A 16922-nucleotide genomic window follows, 5' to 3' on the forward strand; every position below is an offset into this window, starting at 1 on the left:
CGGGGGCGCTCAGGTTGGCAAAGGGGTCAGTCGTCGCCTTGCAGGAAGCTGAGCAGGCGCAGCACCTCGAGGTAGAGCCAGATCAGGCTGACCAGGATGCCGAACGCGGCGACCCACGAGTAACGCTCGGGCAGGCCCATCCGGACGCCCTCTTCGACCTCGTGGAAGCTGAGCACGAAGCTCAGCGACGCGATCACGATGCAAACCAGGCTGAAGCCGATGCCGAGCGCGCCGTTGTCGCGCAGGCCGGTGTTGAAGCCGAACAGCGACAGCAGCAGGTTGATCATGATCACCGCGAAGACGCCGGCCAGCGCCGCCACCATGAACTTGATGAACCGCGGCGTCGCCCGGATGACCTTGGCCTTGTAGAGCATCGCCATCAGGAAGAAGACGCCGAAGGTGGCGACCACGGCCTGGAGCACGATGCCCCGGTAGCCGGCGATGTTCTCGTAGAACTCGCTGATCAGACCGACGAAGACGCCCTCGATCACGGCGTACGTGATGATCAGTGCCGGGTGGGCCATCCGCATGAACGAGATGACCAGGCCCAGGCCCAGGCCGCCGATCAGGGAGACGATCAGGGCCGGGAAGACCATCGAGTCAGGGATCGCGTTCCACGCGACCGTGGCCGAGACGCCCACGAGTGCGAGGAGCGCGACAGTCTTGATGACGACGTCGTCGATCGACATCGGTCGTACCGCGGGCGGTGCGGCCGGATAGGCTCCCGCGCCCGCCGGGTATGGCTGGGCGTAGCCCGGCTGGCCGGCTGCGCGTTCGCGCTCGGCCGCCTGGCCCAGCCCCGCCAGCACCGGGTTGGACGTCTTCACAGTCACGCCTCCATGAGGGAAGAATTTGGTGCCCAAAGGGTACTGGTAATGCGCGAGTAAGTGGAGAATCACGTTCGCCACGCTCCGGCTCGCGCGTACCTTGGTGCGAATGCCAGCTACCGACATCGACCTGGTGCTCGCCGCGCAGTCCGGCGACGTCAGCTCACTCGGTTCGTTGCTCACTCGGCACCGGCCCGGCCAGCTCGCCGTCGCCTACGGCATTCTCGGTGCCGGCCCCGACGCCGAAGACGCGGTGCAGGAGGCGGCCCTGGTCGCGCTGCGCCGGATCGGCGACCTGCGCGACCCCTCGGCGGTCGGCCCCTGGCTGCGGATGATCGTCCGGAACGCCTGCAAGATGCGGCTGCGGGGTCCTGTCTCGGCCGCTCTGGACGAGCGGTTGGCCGAGACGCTGCCGTCGGCCGAGCCCGACCCGGCCGAGCTGCTCGAACAGCACGCCGCCCGGGACTGGGTGTGGCACGCCCTTGACGAGCTTTCCCCGTCGTTGCGGCTGGTCGTCATGCTGCGGTACTTCACGGGCGTCACCTCGTACCAGGACATCGCCGACGCCTGCGGTGTGCCGGTCGGGACCGTCCGCAGCCGGCTCAGCGAGGCCCGCCGGAAGCTGGGCGAGGCCCTGTTGGCCACTGCCGACACGGCCCACGACGACGTGACCGCCCGCACCGCCGCGCGCCGCCGGACCGCCGAGGAGGCCTTCGCCGGGGCGGATCGGGGTCAGTTCGCCGCGGTGCTGGCCGAGGACTGGTCGCCCACCGTCGAGTCGTTCTGGCCGCCGGGCATCCGGGCCACCGGCCACGACTTCCTGGTGCGGGGCATGGACCACGACCTGGCCGACGGCGTGGCGCACCGGCTGACCAACGTGGTGGCCAGCCGCGACCTCGACATCTGGGAGTTCGACCTGGTCAGCCCGCCGGACGACCCGGCGCACTGCCCGCCTGGCGCGGTCTGGGTCCAGCACCGCGAGGGTGGATTGGTGCAGCGGGCGCGGCTCTTCCACCTGCCGCGCCCGGTCGGGTGACCACGGACACCCGTGTCGGCGTCGAACTTCCGGGGTGATTGGCGCATCTTGGCGGTGTGACCACAGAATTCGTCGCCTCGATCGAGGGGGCCGAGGCGGAAGCGATGCTCGCCTACGAGAGCTCGAGCTCGCCGGACTTGCGGGACCGCCTTGGGCTCGCCGCCGCCCGAATCGGGGGCGGGGTGGTGCTGTCCGTGCGCCACGATCCCGCCGGCTACTGGAGCAAGGCCCTCGGGTTCGGGTTCACCGAACCCGTGACCAGGGACCTGGTCGACCGGATCATCGGGTTCTACCGGTCTGAGGGCACGCCGAGCGCGGTCATCCAGATCGCGCCCGCGGTGCTCCCGGACGACTGGGAAGAGATCCGGACCGCGTACGGCCTGGAGCCGATGTCGTCCTGGATCAAGCTCGCGGCCCCCGTCGAGGCGGTCCGACCGGCCGGCGGCACGCGGCTGCGGGTAGCCCCGGTCGATGCCGCTGACTTCGACGAATGGGCCCAAGTGCTGCTGCGGGGGTTCGGCATGCCGGCTGACGGCCTGGACCAGATGATCTCGGGGGCGGTGCGGAACCCAGCGTTCCGGCCGTACGGCGTCTGGGACGGACCCGAACTGGTCGGCGTGGGGAACGTCTACTTCCACGGCTCGGTCGCGGCGCTCAGCGCCGGCACCGTGCTGCCGGACCACCGCAACCAGGGCGCGCAGTCGGCGCTGATCACCGCTCGGGCCGAGGCGGCGCGGGCAGCCGGGTGCCGGTGGTTGGTGGCCGAGACCGGGCAGCCCGCGCCGGGCGAGCGCAACCCGTCCATGGACAACCTGGTGCGCGCCGGTCTGACGGTCCGCTACGCCCGGCAGAACTGGCGCTGGCGCGCCTGACGTCGACAGCCAACGCGCTCATCGTCTGGGCTGGACCGTGTGTGCCGTGCCCGGAGCGGGACTCGAACCCGCACGCCTTTCGGCAGCCGCTTTTAAGGCAGCCGTGTCTGCCGTTCCACCATCCGGGCGGCGGATCACTCTCACGGTAACCGCCTGTCACGGTAACCGGTTGGCCGCGGCTACGGTGGAGGCGGCACCTGCCACGCCACTTCGCATACTAGGGTCTAGCGCGTGACCAGCACTGCCCGCGCCGCGCAGCAGGCCGACCCCGCCGACCCGCCACCGGCGCCGGGGCGATCCGCGCGCTGGTCGGCCGACCGGCTCCGGCCACATCTCGCGGACCTGGCCATCTGCATCGGCTTCCTGTTGTTGGCGGCGTGGATCATGCATGGGCTGTGGCCCTCGCCGACCGGGAAGGTGCTCGGCCTCAACCCCGAGGACCAGACGCTCTACGAGTGGTTCCTCGCGGTCGACTCGCGGGTGCTGCACGGCGACTTCTCGCTGGTCACCGACCGGCTGAACGCGCCGGACGGGGTCAACCTGATGGCCAACACCACGGTCATCGCGCTCGGGGTGTTGTTCTCGCCGGTCACCCTGCTCTTCGGCGCACCGGTCACGTTCGCGTTGCTGGCAACCCTGACCCTCGGTCTCACCGCGGTCGCGTTCTACCTGCTCTTCCGGCGGGTGCTCGGCACACACCGGCTGGCCGCGGCCATCGGCGGCGGGTTCTGCGGCTTCGCGCCCGGCATGATCTCCCAGAACAACAGCCACCTGCACATGACCGCGCTGTGGTTGGTGCCGGTGCTGGTCTGGGCGGTCATCAGCATCGTCCGTGCCGCCGACCCGGAGGACCCGACCAACGCCGGCCGCGAAGGCGGGCGCAACTGGCGCCGGATCGTGGTCTTCGGCGTCGTCCTCGCGCTCACGATCACGATCCAGGTGTTCATCGGCGAAGAGGTGCTGTTCCTCACCGCGCTCACCCTCGTGATCATGACGCTGGTCTACGTCGGCGCCCGGCCCGCGTTCAGCCGCCGGGCCCTCCGCGGTGCCCTCGGTGGCCTCGGAGTCGCCGTCGTGCTCTCCGTGGTGGCGCTGGCGTACCCGCTGTGGTTCCAGTTCAAGGGGCCGCAGAGCGTGCCCAACGGCGTGTTCAGCCCGCACTTCTTCTCGGCCGACCTGGCCAGCTTCAAGACCTTCTCACCGTTGTCGTGGGCCGGCAAGGACGAGAACGCCCGGCTGAGCACCGGCGCGGCCGAATACAACACGTTCTTCGGCTGGCCGCTGATCCTGGTGGCGATCGGCTGCGCGGCCTGGCTGATCCGCCGCCCGCTGGTGCTCGCGTGCACGATCGCCGCGGTCGTGATGGCGGCGCTCTCGCTCGGCCCCGAGGTGGTCGTCAACGGCGCCCGCAGTGACATCAGCGGCCCGTACCGGCTGCTGCTCGGCCTCCCGGTCGTCGACGGCGCCCTGCCGATGCGGTTCGCGCTGGCCCTGATCCCGCTGATCGCCACGGTGCTCGTGGTCGCCGTCGACACCGCGCTCAAGATGGAGTGGCAGCCCGGCCGCGTCCTGGTCCCAGCCCTGGTGGCGCTGGCCCTGCTGCCGGTCTTCCCCAGGCCGCTGCCGACCGTCGACCGCGCCCCGGTCCCCGAGTTCATCAGCGGGGGCTACTGGCGCGAGTGCGTCTCACCAGGCGGCGTCATGCTGCCGGTCCCGGCGGCGACACCGAAGGAGCCCTGGCCGATGCGCTGGGCCGCCGCGGCCGACGCCGGCTTCGCGATGCCCGAGGGCTTTTTCATCGCGCCGTACGGCGCCAACGGCACCGCCTCGATGGGCACCTTCAAGCAGCCCACGTCGCAGCTGATCAACCAGGCCGCCACCGAGGGCGTCGTGCCGGGCATCGGCGACTTCCAGCGAGCACAGGCCAAGTCCGACTTCGCCTTCTGGAAGGCGGAGTGCGTGGTCCTGGCCGACGGCACGGTCAACGAGGCGACGCTGCGCACCACGCTGGAGCAGCTCATCGGCCCCGGCAAGCGGATCGCCGACGTCACCACGTGGAAGGTCGGCTGACGCTGCGCCTCGTCTCCCTGCTCCCGTCCGCGACGGAGATCGTCTACGCCCTGGGCGTGGGCGACGACCTGGTCGGCGTGACCTTCGAGTGCACGATCCCTGCCGGCTTCAGCCCCGCGATCGTGGTCGGTGGTCGGGACACCCGGGACCTGACCCCTGGGGAGATCGACGCGTACGTCCGGTCGGCCGCCGCCACCGGCGCGGACCTCTACACGCTGCACGCCGACGCCCTCGCTGACCTACGCCCGGACCTGATCCTCACCCAGGACCTGTGCCGGGTCTGCGCGCTGCCGTCCGGCCGGGTCACCGACGCCCTCGCCCATCTGGGCTGCCAGTCGGACGTCCTCACGCTGGACCCACACACCTTGGCCGAGGTACTCGACTCGATCAACGCTGTCGGCGACCGGGCCTTCGCCGCCGCCGCTGCCGCCACCCTGGTCACCTCGCTGCGGGCTCGACTGTCGGCGGTCGCCACCGCGGTGGTCGAGCGGCCCCGCCCACGGGTAGCGGTCGTCGAGTGGACCGACCCACCTTTCGGCGCGGGCCACTGGATCCCCGACCTGGTGGCTGCCGCCGGCGGCACCCCGGTGGTCGCGCACCCGGGCGCCCGTTCGGCGGCGACCACGTGGGCCGCCTTCCAAGAGGCTGATCCGGACGTGGTCGTCGTAGCCCCGTGCGGCTACGACGTGATCGGCGCCGCCGCCCAGGCCCGCACGGTCCTGCCGCACTTCCCGTCGACCCCGGTCTGGGCCATCGACGCGGACGCCCTGATCGTCCGCCCAGGCCCGCGCCTGGTCGACGGAGTCGAGGCCCTAGCCGCGATCCTGCACCCGGACGCCGTCGAGCAACCCCCACCGGGCCAGATCACCCGCGTCGCGTAGCCCCGAACGCCTGGTTGTGGACCGCGGACCTGGCAGGGACGGGCCCCCTAGGGCCCGGCCCGGTCTCCGGCGGGAGCAACGGTCGCGCCCCCGACGGACCCGGGAAATGCTGATTCCGAACTTGGACTAGCTGAGTCGCTCCAGCACCATCGCCATGCCTTGGCCGCCGCCGACGCACATGGTTTCCAGGCCGATGGTCTTGTCGTTCCAGTCCAGGGAGTTGATCAGGGTGCCGGTGATGCGGGCGCCGGTCATGCCGAAGGGGTGGCCTACCGCGATCGCTCCGCCCATCACGTTGAGCTTGTCGATCGGGATGCCGAGGTCCTGGTAGGACGGGATGACCTGGGCCGCGAACGCCTCGTTGATCTCGACCAGGTCTACGTCGTCGACGGTCATGCCGGCCCGCTTCAGGGCCTGCAGCGACGCGCCGACCGGGCCCAGGCCCATGATCTCCGGGGACAGGGCGGTCACGCCGGTCGAGACGACCCTGGCCAGTGGGGTGATGCCCAGGTCGCGGGCGCGGGCGGCGCTCATCACGATCACGGCGGCGGCGCCGTCGTTGAGCGGGCAGCAGTTGCCCGCGGTGATCCGGCCGTCGGGGCGGAAGACCGGCTTGAGGCCCGACACGCCTTCGAGGGTGACCCCGGCCCGCGGGCCGTCGTCCTGCGACACCACGGTGCCGCTCGGCGTCGTGACGGGGGTGATCTCGCGCGCCCAGAAGCCGTCGGCGATGGCCTTCTCCGCGAGGTTCTGGCTGCGTACGCCGAACTCGTCCATCTCCTCGCGGCTCACGCCCTTGACCTGGGCCAGGTTCTCGGCGGTCTGGCCCATCGCGAGGTAGACGTCGGGCAACTCGCCGTCGGCGCGCGGGTCGTGCCAGACCTCGCCGCCGGCGGCCGCCCGCTTCGAGCGCAGGCGGGCCGGGGCGAAGCGGTTGTTGTCCCACGGGCCGCCGACGAGCTCCTGCGCCTCGGGCGGCAGCCCGTCCGACGAGCCTCGGGCGAACCGCGACACGCACTCGACGCCCGCCGAGATGAACACGTCGCCCTCGCCGGCGCGGATCGCGTGGAAGGCCATCCGGGTGGTCTGGAGCGACGACGAACAGTAGCGGGTGATCGTCGCGCCCGGCAGCCCGTCCAGGTCGAGCATGGTCGCGACCACCCGCGCCATGTTGAAGCCCTGCTCCCCGCCGGGCAGACCGCAGCCGAGGTAGAGGTCGTCGATCGTGGTCGGGTCGAGCTCGGGCACCTTGTCGAGCGCCGCCCGCACGATGGTGGCCGTCAGGTCGTCGGCCCGCAGCTCCCGCAGCGACCCTTTGACAGCCCGACCGATGGGTGAGCGAGCGGTGGCGACAATGACGGCGTCGCGGTCCGACAGGATGGCCATGTCACACGTTAACCCGACGCGCGCCGGGCGTGAGGATGTGATTCCTCTCAATCGACAGGGCTCAGGGCGCGGCTGATCGACCCAGCCCGGCCAGCGCGGATACGGCTGGCAGCAGGGCATGCGCCCACACCCGGTAGCCGTCGGCCGAGGGGTGGAAGCCGTCGAAGCACAGCGTGCCCGCGTCGGCCCGGAACACCGCGCCGGTCTCCGCCGCGAGGTCGACCACGGCGCCACCGGCGGACCGGACCGCGCGGCCCTGCGCCGCCGCGGTCTGCCTGCCCCACCAGCCGGCGATCTCGCGCAGCGGCTGGTCGATCGCGCGGGCAGCGCCGAGGTCGGGGCAGGTGCCGACGACGACCTCGACACCGGCGTCGCGCAGGCGGCGCACCGCGGCCGCCAGGTAGGCGGCGGACTCGCCGGGCCGGCGCAGGGCGGTCGCGTCGTTGGCACCGATCAGGATCACGGCCAGGTCGGGCCGTTCGCCGAGCAGCGCCCGGGCCACCTGGGTGGCGAGGTCGGTCGAGCGCGAGCCGGACACACCGACGGACGAGAGGTGCACGCGCAGCCCGGCGTCGTCGGCGAGCAGCCGGGCGAGCTGGCCGCCGACCGTGTCGTCGACGTCGTCGACGCCCACACCGAGCGATGTGGAGTCGCCGAGCAGCACCAGCCGCACCTCCGGGGCGCCTTCGCGGCCCACGGACGTGCGCAGGGCCAGCCCGAGCTGGGGCTGCGCGTAGCGGCGGTTGCGGGCGGTGACGAACTCGCCGGCCAGCAGTGCGGCGCCGGCGAGGCCGCCGGCCAGCAGCGTCATGGCGGCCGTGCGGCCCAACCGGCCGACCAGACCGCGTGACGTCATGCCAACTCCTCCACCGTGGACGGCTCCGCGTCGTCGCGGGCCGGCTCCAAGGGTAACGTCGGCGCGGTCCCGCGGAGGTTCCCGAACAGGCGACGGGCACCACCCGGGCCGGGGCCGAACCACGCGGCCGGGCGACGGCGGAGCTGCGCCCAGCGTCCCGCGGGGCCACGGTCGCGGCCCGCGACCTGCGTGCCGCTGACCTCGGTGCCCGGCTGGCGGGCGGCCTCCTGCGCGGCCTGCGGCAGCGAACGCACGCCCTCGCCGGCCGCGAGTGCCACCCGCTCCTCGGGCGCGCCGAGCGCGGCCAGCACGCTGGGCAGCATCGCCGCGGCGGCCAGCGCGTAGCCGTCGGCGGACGGGTGGAACCGGTCGAGGCCGAACATCCGTGCCGGCTCGGCCGCGAACCGCGGGCCGAGCAGGTCGCCGAGGGAGACCGTCCAGGCGCCGGCCTCGACGCTGGCGACGGTCTGCGCGGCGGCGAGCTGGCGGCTCCACCGGCCGGCGAGCCAGCGCAGCGGCGGCTGGATGGGCTGGATCGTGCCCAGGTCGGGGCAGGTGCCGACGATCACCCGGGCGCCCGCGCCGCGGAACTTGCGGACGGCGTTGACCAGGTGCCGCACCGCGATGTGGGTGCTGGTGCGGTGGGTGACGTCGTTGCCGCCGATGATGATGACCGCGACGTCGGGGCGCGGCGTGCGTTCCAGCGCGGCCTCGACCTGGTGCGGCAGGCCGGCCGAGAGGGCGCCGACCACGGCGTGCCGGTGCAGCCGGACGGGCCGCTGAAGGCGGCGGGAGACGCCGGTGGCGAGCAGGGCGCCGGGTGTCTCGCGGGGCTTGTGCACGCCGTAGCCCGCGGCCGACGAGTCGCCGACCACCACCATCTCGATCGGCTCGCCCGGGAACCGGGTGCCGTAGACGCCGTCACCGCGCGGCGGTGGCTCCTGGGCCTGCGGGATGCGCCGGCGGGCCTGCTCGGCCTGCCCGACGATGAGCGCGGCTCCCGCCACCGCTCCGAACGCCGTCACACCCGCTCCGACGGCCGTGAAACGCGCGACCGTCCGGGCGGCGGTGCGCCAGGCCGCTGCCTCGGCTGCCCCCATTGGCTGTGCCCCCCATGCTTCGCTTCCGGCTACGAGGCTAACGCCGCGACGCCCAAAAAGGTGCTCCACGCTCCCTGGGGTGTTTCGCGGATCAAACCTCTCGGCGGTTCGGGGTGGCGCGTTCTGGGCATCATGGTGCGGAGGAGGTCGATAGCCGATGGCGAAGACGTTGAAACGCACCGCGGCGTTCGCCGCACTGGGCCGGGCGTTGACCGCCGGTGCCCGGGGCGGCCCCGGTCTGGGCGCCCGACTGGCGGCGCTACCCCGGATGATCAAGGCAACCGCGAGCGGACAGTACGACGGCGGCCTGCGCCTGGCGATGATGACGGCCGCGACGATCTACGTGGTGTCCCCGCTCGACTTCGTGCCGGAGGCGTTCCTCGCGCTGTTCGGGCTGGTCGACGACGTGGTGATGGTGACCTGGCTGGCCGGCAGCGTGCTCGCCGAGACCGACCGGTTCCTGGCCTGGGAGGCCCGCCGTGACACCGTCATACCCGGCACCGTGTTGTCCTGACCTGCGCACGTAGGCTGGGAACGACTCGCCGACCCGGCGGGGCGGACCAGAAGGGCACAACGCCGTGCGCTACTACGACAACGTCGTCGACCTCATCGGTAACACGCCGCTCGTCCGGCTGCGCACCGTCGCCGCCGGCATCGACGCGACGGTGTTGGCCAAGGTCGAATATTTCAACCCCGGTGGCTCGGTCAAGGACCGCATCGCGCTGCGGATGGTCGAGGCCGCCGAGAAGGCCGGCCTGCTCCAGGCCGGCGGCACGATCGTGGAGCCGACCAGCGGCAACACCGGTGTCGGGCTGGCCCTGGTCGCCCAGCTCAAGGGTTACCGCTGTGTCTTCGTCTGCCCCGACAAGGTCAGCGAGGACAAGCGCGACGTGCTGCGCGCGTACGGCGCCGAGGTGGTGGTCTGCCCGACCGCCGTCGCTCCGGAGGACCCGCGGTCGTACTACAACGTCTCGGACCGGCTCGCCAGCGAGATCCCGGGCGCCTGGAAGCCCAACCAGTACGCCAACAAGGAGAACCCGCGCTCGCACTACGAGACGACGGGTCCCGAGGTCTGGGAGCAGACCGCCGGCCGGGTGACCCACTTCGTGGCGGGCGTCGGCACCGGCGGCACGATCTCCGGCGTCGGCCGCTACCTCAAGGAGGTCTCCGGCGGCGCCGTCAAGGTGATCGGCGCGGACCCGGAGGGCTCGGTCTACTCCGGCGGCACCGGCCGGCCGTACCTGGTCGAGGGCGTCGGCGAGGACTTCTGGCCCGAGACCTACGACCGGGACATCTGCGACGAGATCGTCGAGGTCTCCGACAAGACCTCGTTCGACATCACCCGCCGGCTCGCCCGCGAGGAGGGCCTGCTGGTCGGCGGCTCGTGCGGCATGGCGGTCGCGGCCGCGCTCGAGGTGGCGCACCGCGCCGGCCCGGACGACGTGATCGTGGTGCTGCTGCCCGACGGCGGCCGTGGCTACCTGTCGAAGATCTTCAACGACGAGTGGATGGCCCGGTACGGCTTCCTGGCCACGGGCGGCGAAGAGCCGACCGTGCGGGACGTGCTGGCCGGCAAGAGCGGCGAGATGCCGGAGCTCGTGCACGTGCACCCGACCGACCCGGTCCGCGAGGCGATCGACCGGATGCGGGAGTACGGCGTGTCGCAGGTGCCCGTGCTCAAGGCGGAGCCCCCGGTGGTGACCGGCGAGGTGGCCGGCTCGATCGTCGAGAAGGAGCTGCTGGACGCGCTGTTCACCGGCCAGGCGCACCTGCACGACATGGTCGAGAAGCACATGCACTCGCCCCTGCCGATGATCGGTGGCGGCCAGCCGGTCAGCGAGGCCGTGGCACTGATGGAGAAGTCCGACGCCGCGCTCGTGCTGATCGACGGCAAGCCCAAGGGCGTGATCACCCGGCAGGACCTGCTGGCGCACCTGGGCTCGCGTTGAATTTTTCTCCCATAACGGCTAGTTAAGGCAAAACGCGAACTCTGTCCCATTCGCGGTGAATACTACCTCTTGGAGGTTTATTCGCTTCGGGGGGCGGTTTACGCATGGCCAGGAAAGCCAGATGGTTGGCCGCGACGGCGGTGGGAGCCGTCGCGGCCGGCGCTTCGCTGTGGATGTTGACGCCGGCGTCCGCGACCGGGCCGGTCAACCCGGTCGAAGGCGGGCTCGGCTTCCTCGTGCTCGTCGAACGCGACGCGTCGCTGACCGGCACCGAAAGCGAAGGCCCGGTCGCGATCGGCGGTGACCTCACGTTCGGCTCGGCCTACCGGATCGCTACGGAGCGCAACGTACGGGTCGGCGTGGGCGACAGCCCGCTGGTGATCGGCGACCGGGCGTTGATCGGTGCGCCGCCGGTCGTCGACGCCAAGGTCTTCGGCACGTCCACCAAGGACGACAGCCCCGGGGTTCTGCTGCGCGGCGCGGACGCCGCGACTCCCGTGCCGGGCGCCCGCAAGGCGAGCCTCGACGCGCAGGAGGCGCTCGACTTCGCAGGGGTGTTCGCCACCTTCCGCGAACGGTCGCAGCAGTTCGACACCTGCGCCGAGACGGTCAAGCTGCGCAACTCCGGCGGCGGTGCGCTGGACCGGCCGATCAGCACGCCCGGCACCCGGGCGTACGTGTCGCTCACGGCCAATTCGACCAACGTCCTGAACCTGACCGGCGACGAGTTCAACAACCTGTCCGACCTGACCTTCAACACGCAGCCCAGTGCCGAGACGCCGCTGCTGGTCAACGTGGGCACGGGCGCCGACTACGAGTGGCGGACCGCTAACTTCGCCGGGATCAGTGACGAGCAGGCGCCGTACATCCTGATGAACTTCCCGGACGCCACCACGATCACCCAGGTCGGCGCGGACACCGCCGAGGGCACCATCTACGCGCCGAACGCCGCGTTCACCGACGTCAACTCCGCCAACAACGAAGGGAACCTCGTGGTACGCAGCTACACGCACGGCACGCCCGCGGCCAACGGCGGTGAGACGCACGATCTGCCCTTCAACACGACGGTCCAGTGCGGTGCGGCGACGGCCCGCACGCCCGTGACCGCACCGCCGGCGACGACCGAGCCGGTCGCCACGGCAACAACGCGGTCGACTAAGAGCGTTCCGGTCCGGACCTGGTCTCCGACGCCGGGCGCCACCGCCTCGTTCGTGGAGCCGCCCGTCATCGGTGAGATCCCTACCGATCCGGCGGTTCCGACCGATGCCGCACTTCCGACCAGCCCGGCCATCTCGACCGATCCGGCGCCGATGGACAGCAAGCTGCCCTGGGTGTGGCCGACCGACCCACGGTTCCTGCCGCAGGACGAGCCGTCCGCGGTGGAGCCCTCCCGGCCGGCGGCCCAGGCCTCCGCCGCGGCCCCGGTCCTGCCGGGCGAGGCTCCCGCGCTGCCCGGCGATCCGCTGCCCAGTGAGCCGGTGGCCAGCGAGCCGGTGCCTGGTGACGAGCCCGCGGCGAACGGCGACCCGGCCGACGACGCCGGCGCGGTGGAGCCGGGAGACGACAACCTCCCGTACTTCCCGAACGCCGGATCGGCGAGTCCGGAGCCCACCCCGTCCGGCCCCACCGCCACGCCCACGGGCAGCACCGAGCCGGCCGTGGTCGCGAACTACGGCCCGCTGCCCGGCCAGGGCGGCGCGCAGGGCGGCGAGGAGCTCACGCGTCCGTCGACGGTCCGCCTGGTGATCGCGGGCCTGTCGATCCTGGTGGTCAGCGCCGCACTGCTGCTGCTCGGCCGCCGCCGCAAGAACCGGCGCCGCCACGCCCTCTGACCCGGCACCACCCGGCCGAGCCGGCTCCCCACGGCAGGGGGAGCCGGCTCGACCACGTCTAGCGGGTGCTCAACTCCGCGGGAACGGTGACGACGTCCACGTACGCGCCGCGGCGCAGCAGGGTCACCGGCAGGCGGTTGCCGATCGCCGGGCCGAGCATCAGCCGCTGTAGGGCCTGCACGTTCTGGATCTGCTGGCCGCCCGCGGTCAGCAGGATGTCGCCCAGATAGATCCCGGCGACCCCGGCCGGGCTGCCCGGCACGACCTCGACCACCCGCAGCCCGCTGTGTTGCCCGGTGCGATCGGTGACCTGCGGCGGCAGCGGCACCGGCACACCCGCGACTCCGAGCCAGGCCCGGCGTACCCGCCCGTCCCGGATCAGGTCGCCGATGATCTGCCGGGTGTTGCGGTTGATCGGCACCGCGAGACCGAGCCCGTAGCCCGCCACGGCGGTGTTGATGCCGATCACGTGGCCGGAGGAGTCGACCAGCGCGCCGCCGGAGTTGCCCGGGTTGAGCGCGGCATCGGTCTGGATCACGTCGTCGATCAGCCGGATGGCACGCCCTTCGCGGGCCGGCAGCGACCGCCCGAGTCCGGAGACCACGCCCGCGGTGACCGAGCCGGCCAGGCCCATCGGGTTGCCGACGGCCACGACGAGTTGGCCGATCTTCAGCCGGTCGGCGTCGCCCAGCGGGGCCGGTGCGGCGCCGGGGTTGCGGACCCGGAGCACCGCGAGGTCGGAGAGCGGGTCGCGGCCGACGACGTCGAAGGCGGCCTCGGCACCGTCGCCGAAGGTCGCGGTGCCGCCGGCCGCGCCCTCGACCACGTGTGCGCTGGTGAGCAGGAAGCCGTCGTCTGTGAAGGTCACCGCCGACCCCGCCCCGGCACCCCGGCTGGTGCGCACCGCCACCGCGGCCACGCTGGGCAGGATCTGTGCGGCGACCGTCGTGACGACCTGCGAGTAGACGTCGAGCGCGGCGGCCTCGTCGCGCTCCGGTTGGGTCGGTTCGGTGTCCACGCATCCCACAACACGGCGAGGCCAGACGGGATTGCGATATTCGCTCAGAGCGAAAGGGGTGCGGGCGCCGGCTCGATCGGCTCGAGGCAGACGGCGGGCAGGTCGAACCAGCGCAGCGCCTCGAAACCGGGCGACACCGAGGCGCCGCCGTCGCCCTCGGCGCAGCCGCTGCCGTCCTGCCGGCCGAAGATCATCTTGGCCTCGGCCAGGTAACCCGGCAGCGCCTCGTCGGTGGCCCGTTCGGCGGGCACCGCGTCGGCCCAGCGCACCCCGGCGCCGTCGAAGGTGAGCCCGGTCAGCCGCAGTGCCGGCTCGGACAGGCCGAGGCGGTGCCGCCAAAGGCCGGAGTACGGGTCGAACCGGTAGTCCGGGAGCAGCTTCCAGCCGTCGCGGGCGATCAGGTCGACCGCCTCGACGATGTAGCGACAGACCGCGTCGGTCAGGAAGTAGTTGAAGCTGACCCGCACCCAGCCCGGCTTGATCCCCTCGCAGCCGGCCATCACCTCGCGCTCGAACCGGTAGGAGTGCTCGAGGTCGATGCCGAGCAGCCGGTGGCCGTACGGCCCGGCGCACGAGCAGCCACCCCGGGACTGGATGCCGAACAGGTCATTGAGCAGAGCCACGACGAAGTTGTGGTGCAGATAGCGGTCACCCGGCCGGCGTACGACGAAGGACAGGATCGAGAGCCGGTCGGCGCGCGGGTTGCCGAGCACCTCGATCGCCGGGTTCGCGGCCCAGGCGTCCATCGCCGTGCGGCGGAACCGCTCCTCCTGGTCGTGGATCACCTCGGTGCCGACGGCCCGTTTGAGCGCGAACACCAGACCGGCCCTGATCGACTCGACGATCGCCGGCGTGCCGCCTTCCTCCCGGTGGGCCGGGTCGCTCAGATAGTGGTGCTCGACCGCGTTGACGTAGTCGACGGTGCCGCCGCCGGGCACGGTCGGCACCCGGTTGAGCAGGAGGTGCCGGCGCACCACGAGCACGCCCGGCGTGCCCGGGCCGCCGACGAACTTGTGCGGCGAAAGGAAGATCGCGTCCTTGCCGGCCATGTCGATGTCCACGTACGGCCCGGCGGCGGCGTAGTCCCAGCAGGCCAGCGCGCCGTGCTCGTGCAGCAGGGCGGAGATGGCGGCGGCGTCCGTGAGGATCCCGGTGACGTTGGAGGCGGCCGAGAACGACCCGATCTTTAGTGGCCGGTCGGCGTGCCGGGCCAACGCGTCGGCCAGGGCCGCGCAGTCCACGTGGCCGTCGGCGTCCTCGGGCACGACCACCACGTCGGCGATCGACTCCCGCCAGGGCAGCTCGTTGGAATGGTGCTCGTACGGCCCGATGAAGACGACGGGTCGCTGATCGGGCGGGATCCTGTCCTTGAGGCCGTAGGCGTCGTCTAGCTCGGCCGGCAGCCGGATGCCCAGGATCCGGACCAGCTTGTCGATCGCGCCGGTCGCACCCGAGCCCGCGAAGATCACCACCGTGTCGGCGTCGCCGCCGACCGCGTCGCGGATCACCGTGCGGGCGTCCTCGCGCAGCCGGGTGGTTTGCCGGCCCGTGCCCGACGACTCGGTGTGGGTGTTGGCGTAACGGGGGAGAACCTCGGCGCGAATGAAATCCTCGACGAAATCGAGTGCCCGGCCCGAGGCGGTGTAGTCGGCATAGGTCACCCGGCGGGCGCCGTAAGGCCCCCACATCACCTGGTCATCGCCGATGACGCCCTCGCGGATCAGGCGCAGCAGCGGCGGCTCTGCCGTGCTCATGGCTCATTATGCGAGCGCGTTACGGGTTTGGGGACGCGATTGTCGGGGACCCGCTAGCCCTTACAAACCGGATTATTCCGGGAAGTCGCACAGACTGTCCGATTGCGGGCGACCGCGAGACGGTTCCATATGCGTACGGCGGCCGGCGGGCCGCCGCGAACAAGGGGGACCGATGGTCAGCGTCGACCATACCGTGCGGACCACTTCGGACCGCGAAACCGCGCCGGACGATGTTGTCGACCGGCTCCTCTGGCAAGACGCCCGGGACATTCTCGGGCGGCACGCACGACCCGGCCGCGACGGTGGCTGCGACGGATGCGGTGGGGCTTGGCCCTGCCACTCCCGGCGCGTCGCCGAGCACGCCTTGGCGGCATCCCGTCGCTCCTGGCGTGAAGGCTGGACAGCCCGGCACGACCTCAACAGCGTGCGCGCGAGCCGCAGCCGGGTCGCTGTCAGCTAACTGAAGACCTCAACCCCAGCGGTGACCGCCGCGTGCTCCGCCAGCACAGCGGCATTCCCGCGAACACCCACCCGTGGTCCGGACCGACTAGCCTCCGTCGGTCACGATGCCTCCGGCCAGGCATCAGCGGGCAGCGGTTGGGTACGGCGGGCGAGGGTGCGTGACCAATCGGTTCCCCCGCATATCTCGGTCACGCACTCTCGCCCAGCCAACTCCGACGTTCGTAGCGGAGTTGGCGGGTGGGAGCCACGCCCATCAGTTCCTCGCGTTCGCGGCCGTCGGGCCGCCAACCGCCGCGCTCGTAGAAGCGCCGGGCGTGCGCGTTGCCCTCGAGCACCCAGAGGACGACCCGGTCCCAGCCCTTGTGGCGCATCGTCTCCAGTGCGTCGACCATCAGCGCCCGGCCGATCCCGCGCCCCTGCGCGGCCGGGTCGAGGTGGATCGCGTACAACTGGCCGACGTCGGCTTCGTGGTATTCCTCAGGCCCGACATAGCTGAAGCCAACCGTCTGGCCGTCGTCGACCGCCACGGTGAGCCGGTGGGTATCGGACTCGTAAGCGAATCTTTCTCGCCACCACGCGGTGAGCGATTCTGGCGAGAGCGCACTGAGCCCGGCAAGCGGTACGAAATCGCGATAGGCGGCAATGCGCGAGTCGTAATGGAGTGCACCAACGGCGTCGATGTCGGCGGCCTGTGCGGGTCGTAGCGAGAGCGTCACGGAAATGGCTCCAGAACGGCTGTCAGCCGATTGTCTGATCGGATCGAACCAGGTCGTCCGTACGGATCGCCTTCAATCCTAGGTATTCGCCCCGGCGGAGCCCGAGAAAGGGTTCGACCCCCGGGGACAACCGTGCGAACACGGGCCGGCTGGACTGGGCCGG

At 71.7% G+C, this 16922-nt stretch carries 14 protein-coding genes and 1 tRNA gene; 7 read left to right on the forward strand and 8 right to left on the reverse strand.

The features are described 5' to 3' along the window. Window positions 1–26 precede the first annotated feature (26 nt). Window positions 27–827, reverse strand: coding sequence for a Bax inhibitor-1/YccA family protein (locus BLV39_RS06215; RefSeq protein WP_090788278.1), 801 nt, complete (start codon window positions 825–827; stop codon window positions 27–29). 109 nt (window positions 828–936) lie between these two features. Between BLV39_RS06215 and BLV39_RS06220 the strand changes: the two genes are divergently transcribed. Both BLV39_RS06220 and BLV39_RS06225 read left to right on the forward strand, forming a co-directional pair. Next, window positions 937–1863, forward strand: coding sequence for an RNA polymerase sigma factor (locus BLV39_RS06220; RefSeq protein ID WP_090788279.1), 927 nt, complete (start codon window positions 937–939; stop codon window positions 1861–1863). 56 nt (window positions 1864–1919) lie between these two features. Then, on the forward strand, window positions 1920–2735 hold the full coding sequence (locus tag BLV39_RS06225; protein ID WP_204082800.1) for a GNAT family N-acetyltransferase: 816 nt from the start codon (window positions 1920–1922) through the stop codon (window positions 2733–2735). Between the two features lie 47 nt (window positions 2736–2782). Here the strand turns inward: BLV39_RS06225 and BLV39_RS06230 are convergent. Further along, window positions 2783–2863 (reverse strand) — tRNA-Leu (locus BLV39_RS06230). A 103-nt stretch (window positions 2864–2966) separates the two neighbouring features. Here BLV39_RS06230 and BLV39_RS06235 point away from each other — a divergent pair. Together BLV39_RS06235 and BLV39_RS06240 are read left to right on the forward strand one after the other, a co-directional pair. Then, window positions 2967–4805, forward strand: coding sequence for a hypothetical protein (locus BLV39_RS06235; RefSeq protein ID WP_090788280.1), 1839 nt, complete (start codon window positions 2967–2969; stop codon window positions 4803–4805). Further along, window positions 4790–5686: an ABC transporter substrate-binding protein gene (locus BLV39_RS06240; RefSeq protein ID WP_239083736.1), complete on the forward strand. Its 897-nt coding sequence runs from the start codon at window positions 4790–4792 to the stop codon at window positions 5684–5686. Before BLV39_RS06235 ends, BLV39_RS06240 begins: the two co-directional genes overlap by 16 nt. A 126-nt stretch (window positions 5687–5812) precedes the next feature. On the opposite strand, the gene BLV39_RS06245 is transcribed toward BLV39_RS06240, so the two are convergent. The 3 genes from BLV39_RS06245 to BLV39_RS06255 all read right to left on the reverse strand — a co-directional run bounded on the left by BLV39_RS06245 (window position 5813) and on the right by BLV39_RS06255 (window position 9028). Further along, on the reverse strand, window positions 5813–7072 hold the full coding sequence (locus tag BLV39_RS06245) for an acetyl-CoA C-acetyltransferase (RefSeq protein WP_090788282.1): 1260 nt from the start codon (window positions 7070–7072) through the stop codon (window positions 5813–5815). 61 nt (window positions 7073–7133) lie between these two features. Beyond that, a complete protein-coding gene (locus BLV39_RS06250; protein WP_090788284.1) occupies window positions 7134–7928 on the reverse strand; it encodes an SGNH/GDSL hydrolase family protein in 795 nt (264 codons plus the stop codon). After that, window positions 7925–9028 carry an SGNH/GDSL hydrolase family protein gene (locus tag BLV39_RS06255; RefSeq protein ID WP_090788286.1) on the reverse strand — a complete coding sequence of 368 codons (1104 nt, stop codon included), beginning with the start codon at window positions 9026–9028 and terminating at the stop codon, window positions 7925–7927. The genes BLV39_RS06250 and BLV39_RS06255 overlap by 4 nt, the downstream gene beginning before the upstream one ends. Window positions 9029–9185: 157 nt before the next feature. Between BLV39_RS06255 and BLV39_RS06260 the strand changes: the two genes are divergently transcribed. The 3 genes from BLV39_RS06260 (at window position 9186) to BLV39_RS06270 (ending at window position 12809) form a co-directional block, all read left to right on the forward strand. Further along, entirely contained in the window at window positions 9186–9542 is a 357-nt protein-coding gene (locus tag BLV39_RS06260; protein WP_090788288.1) for a YkvA family protein, read from the forward strand. 64 nt (window positions 9543–9606) lie between these two features. Continuing rightward, window positions 9607–10977 carry a cystathionine beta-synthase gene (locus tag BLV39_RS06265; protein ID WP_090788290.1) on the forward strand — a complete coding sequence of 457 codons (1371 nt, stop codon included), beginning with the start codon at window positions 9607–9609 and terminating at the stop codon, window positions 10975–10977. A gap of 104 nt (window positions 10978–11081) precedes the next feature. After that, window positions 11082–12809: a choice-of-anchor A family protein gene (locus tag BLV39_RS06270; protein ID WP_090788292.1), complete on the forward strand. Its 1728-nt coding sequence runs from the start codon at window positions 11082–11084 to the stop codon at window positions 12807–12809. Window positions 12810–12867: 58 nt separating this feature from the next. Here the strand turns inward: BLV39_RS06270 and BLV39_RS06275 are convergent, their stop codons facing one another. From BLV39_RS06275 to BLV39_RS06290, 3 genes are all read right to left on the reverse strand, one after another. Beyond that, window positions 12868–13827, reverse strand: a complete 960-nt coding sequence (locus BLV39_RS06275) for a S1C family serine protease (protein ID WP_090788294.1) — start codon at window positions 13825–13827, stop codon at window positions 12868–12870. Between the two features lie 44 nt (window positions 13828–13871). Further along, window positions 13872–15581 (reverse strand): aminotransferase class V-fold PLP-dependent enzyme, encoded by a 1710-nt coding sequence (locus BLV39_RS06280; RefSeq protein WP_090788296.1) that lies wholly within the window; start codon window positions 15579–15581, stop codon window positions 13872–13874. 650 nt (window positions 15582–16231) lie between these two features. Continuing rightward, window positions 16232–16759: a GNAT family N-acetyltransferase gene (locus tag BLV39_RS06290; RefSeq protein WP_090788300.1), complete on the reverse strand. Its 528-nt coding sequence runs from the start codon at window positions 16757–16759 to the stop codon at window positions 16232–16234. Window positions 16760–16922: the final 163 nt, after the last annotated feature.

Source organism: Asanoa ishikariensis (assembly GCF_900107455.1).
GTDB classification, from domain to species: Bacteria; Actinomycetota; Actinomycetes; order Mycobacteriales; family Micromonosporaceae; genus Asanoa; species Asanoa ishikariensis.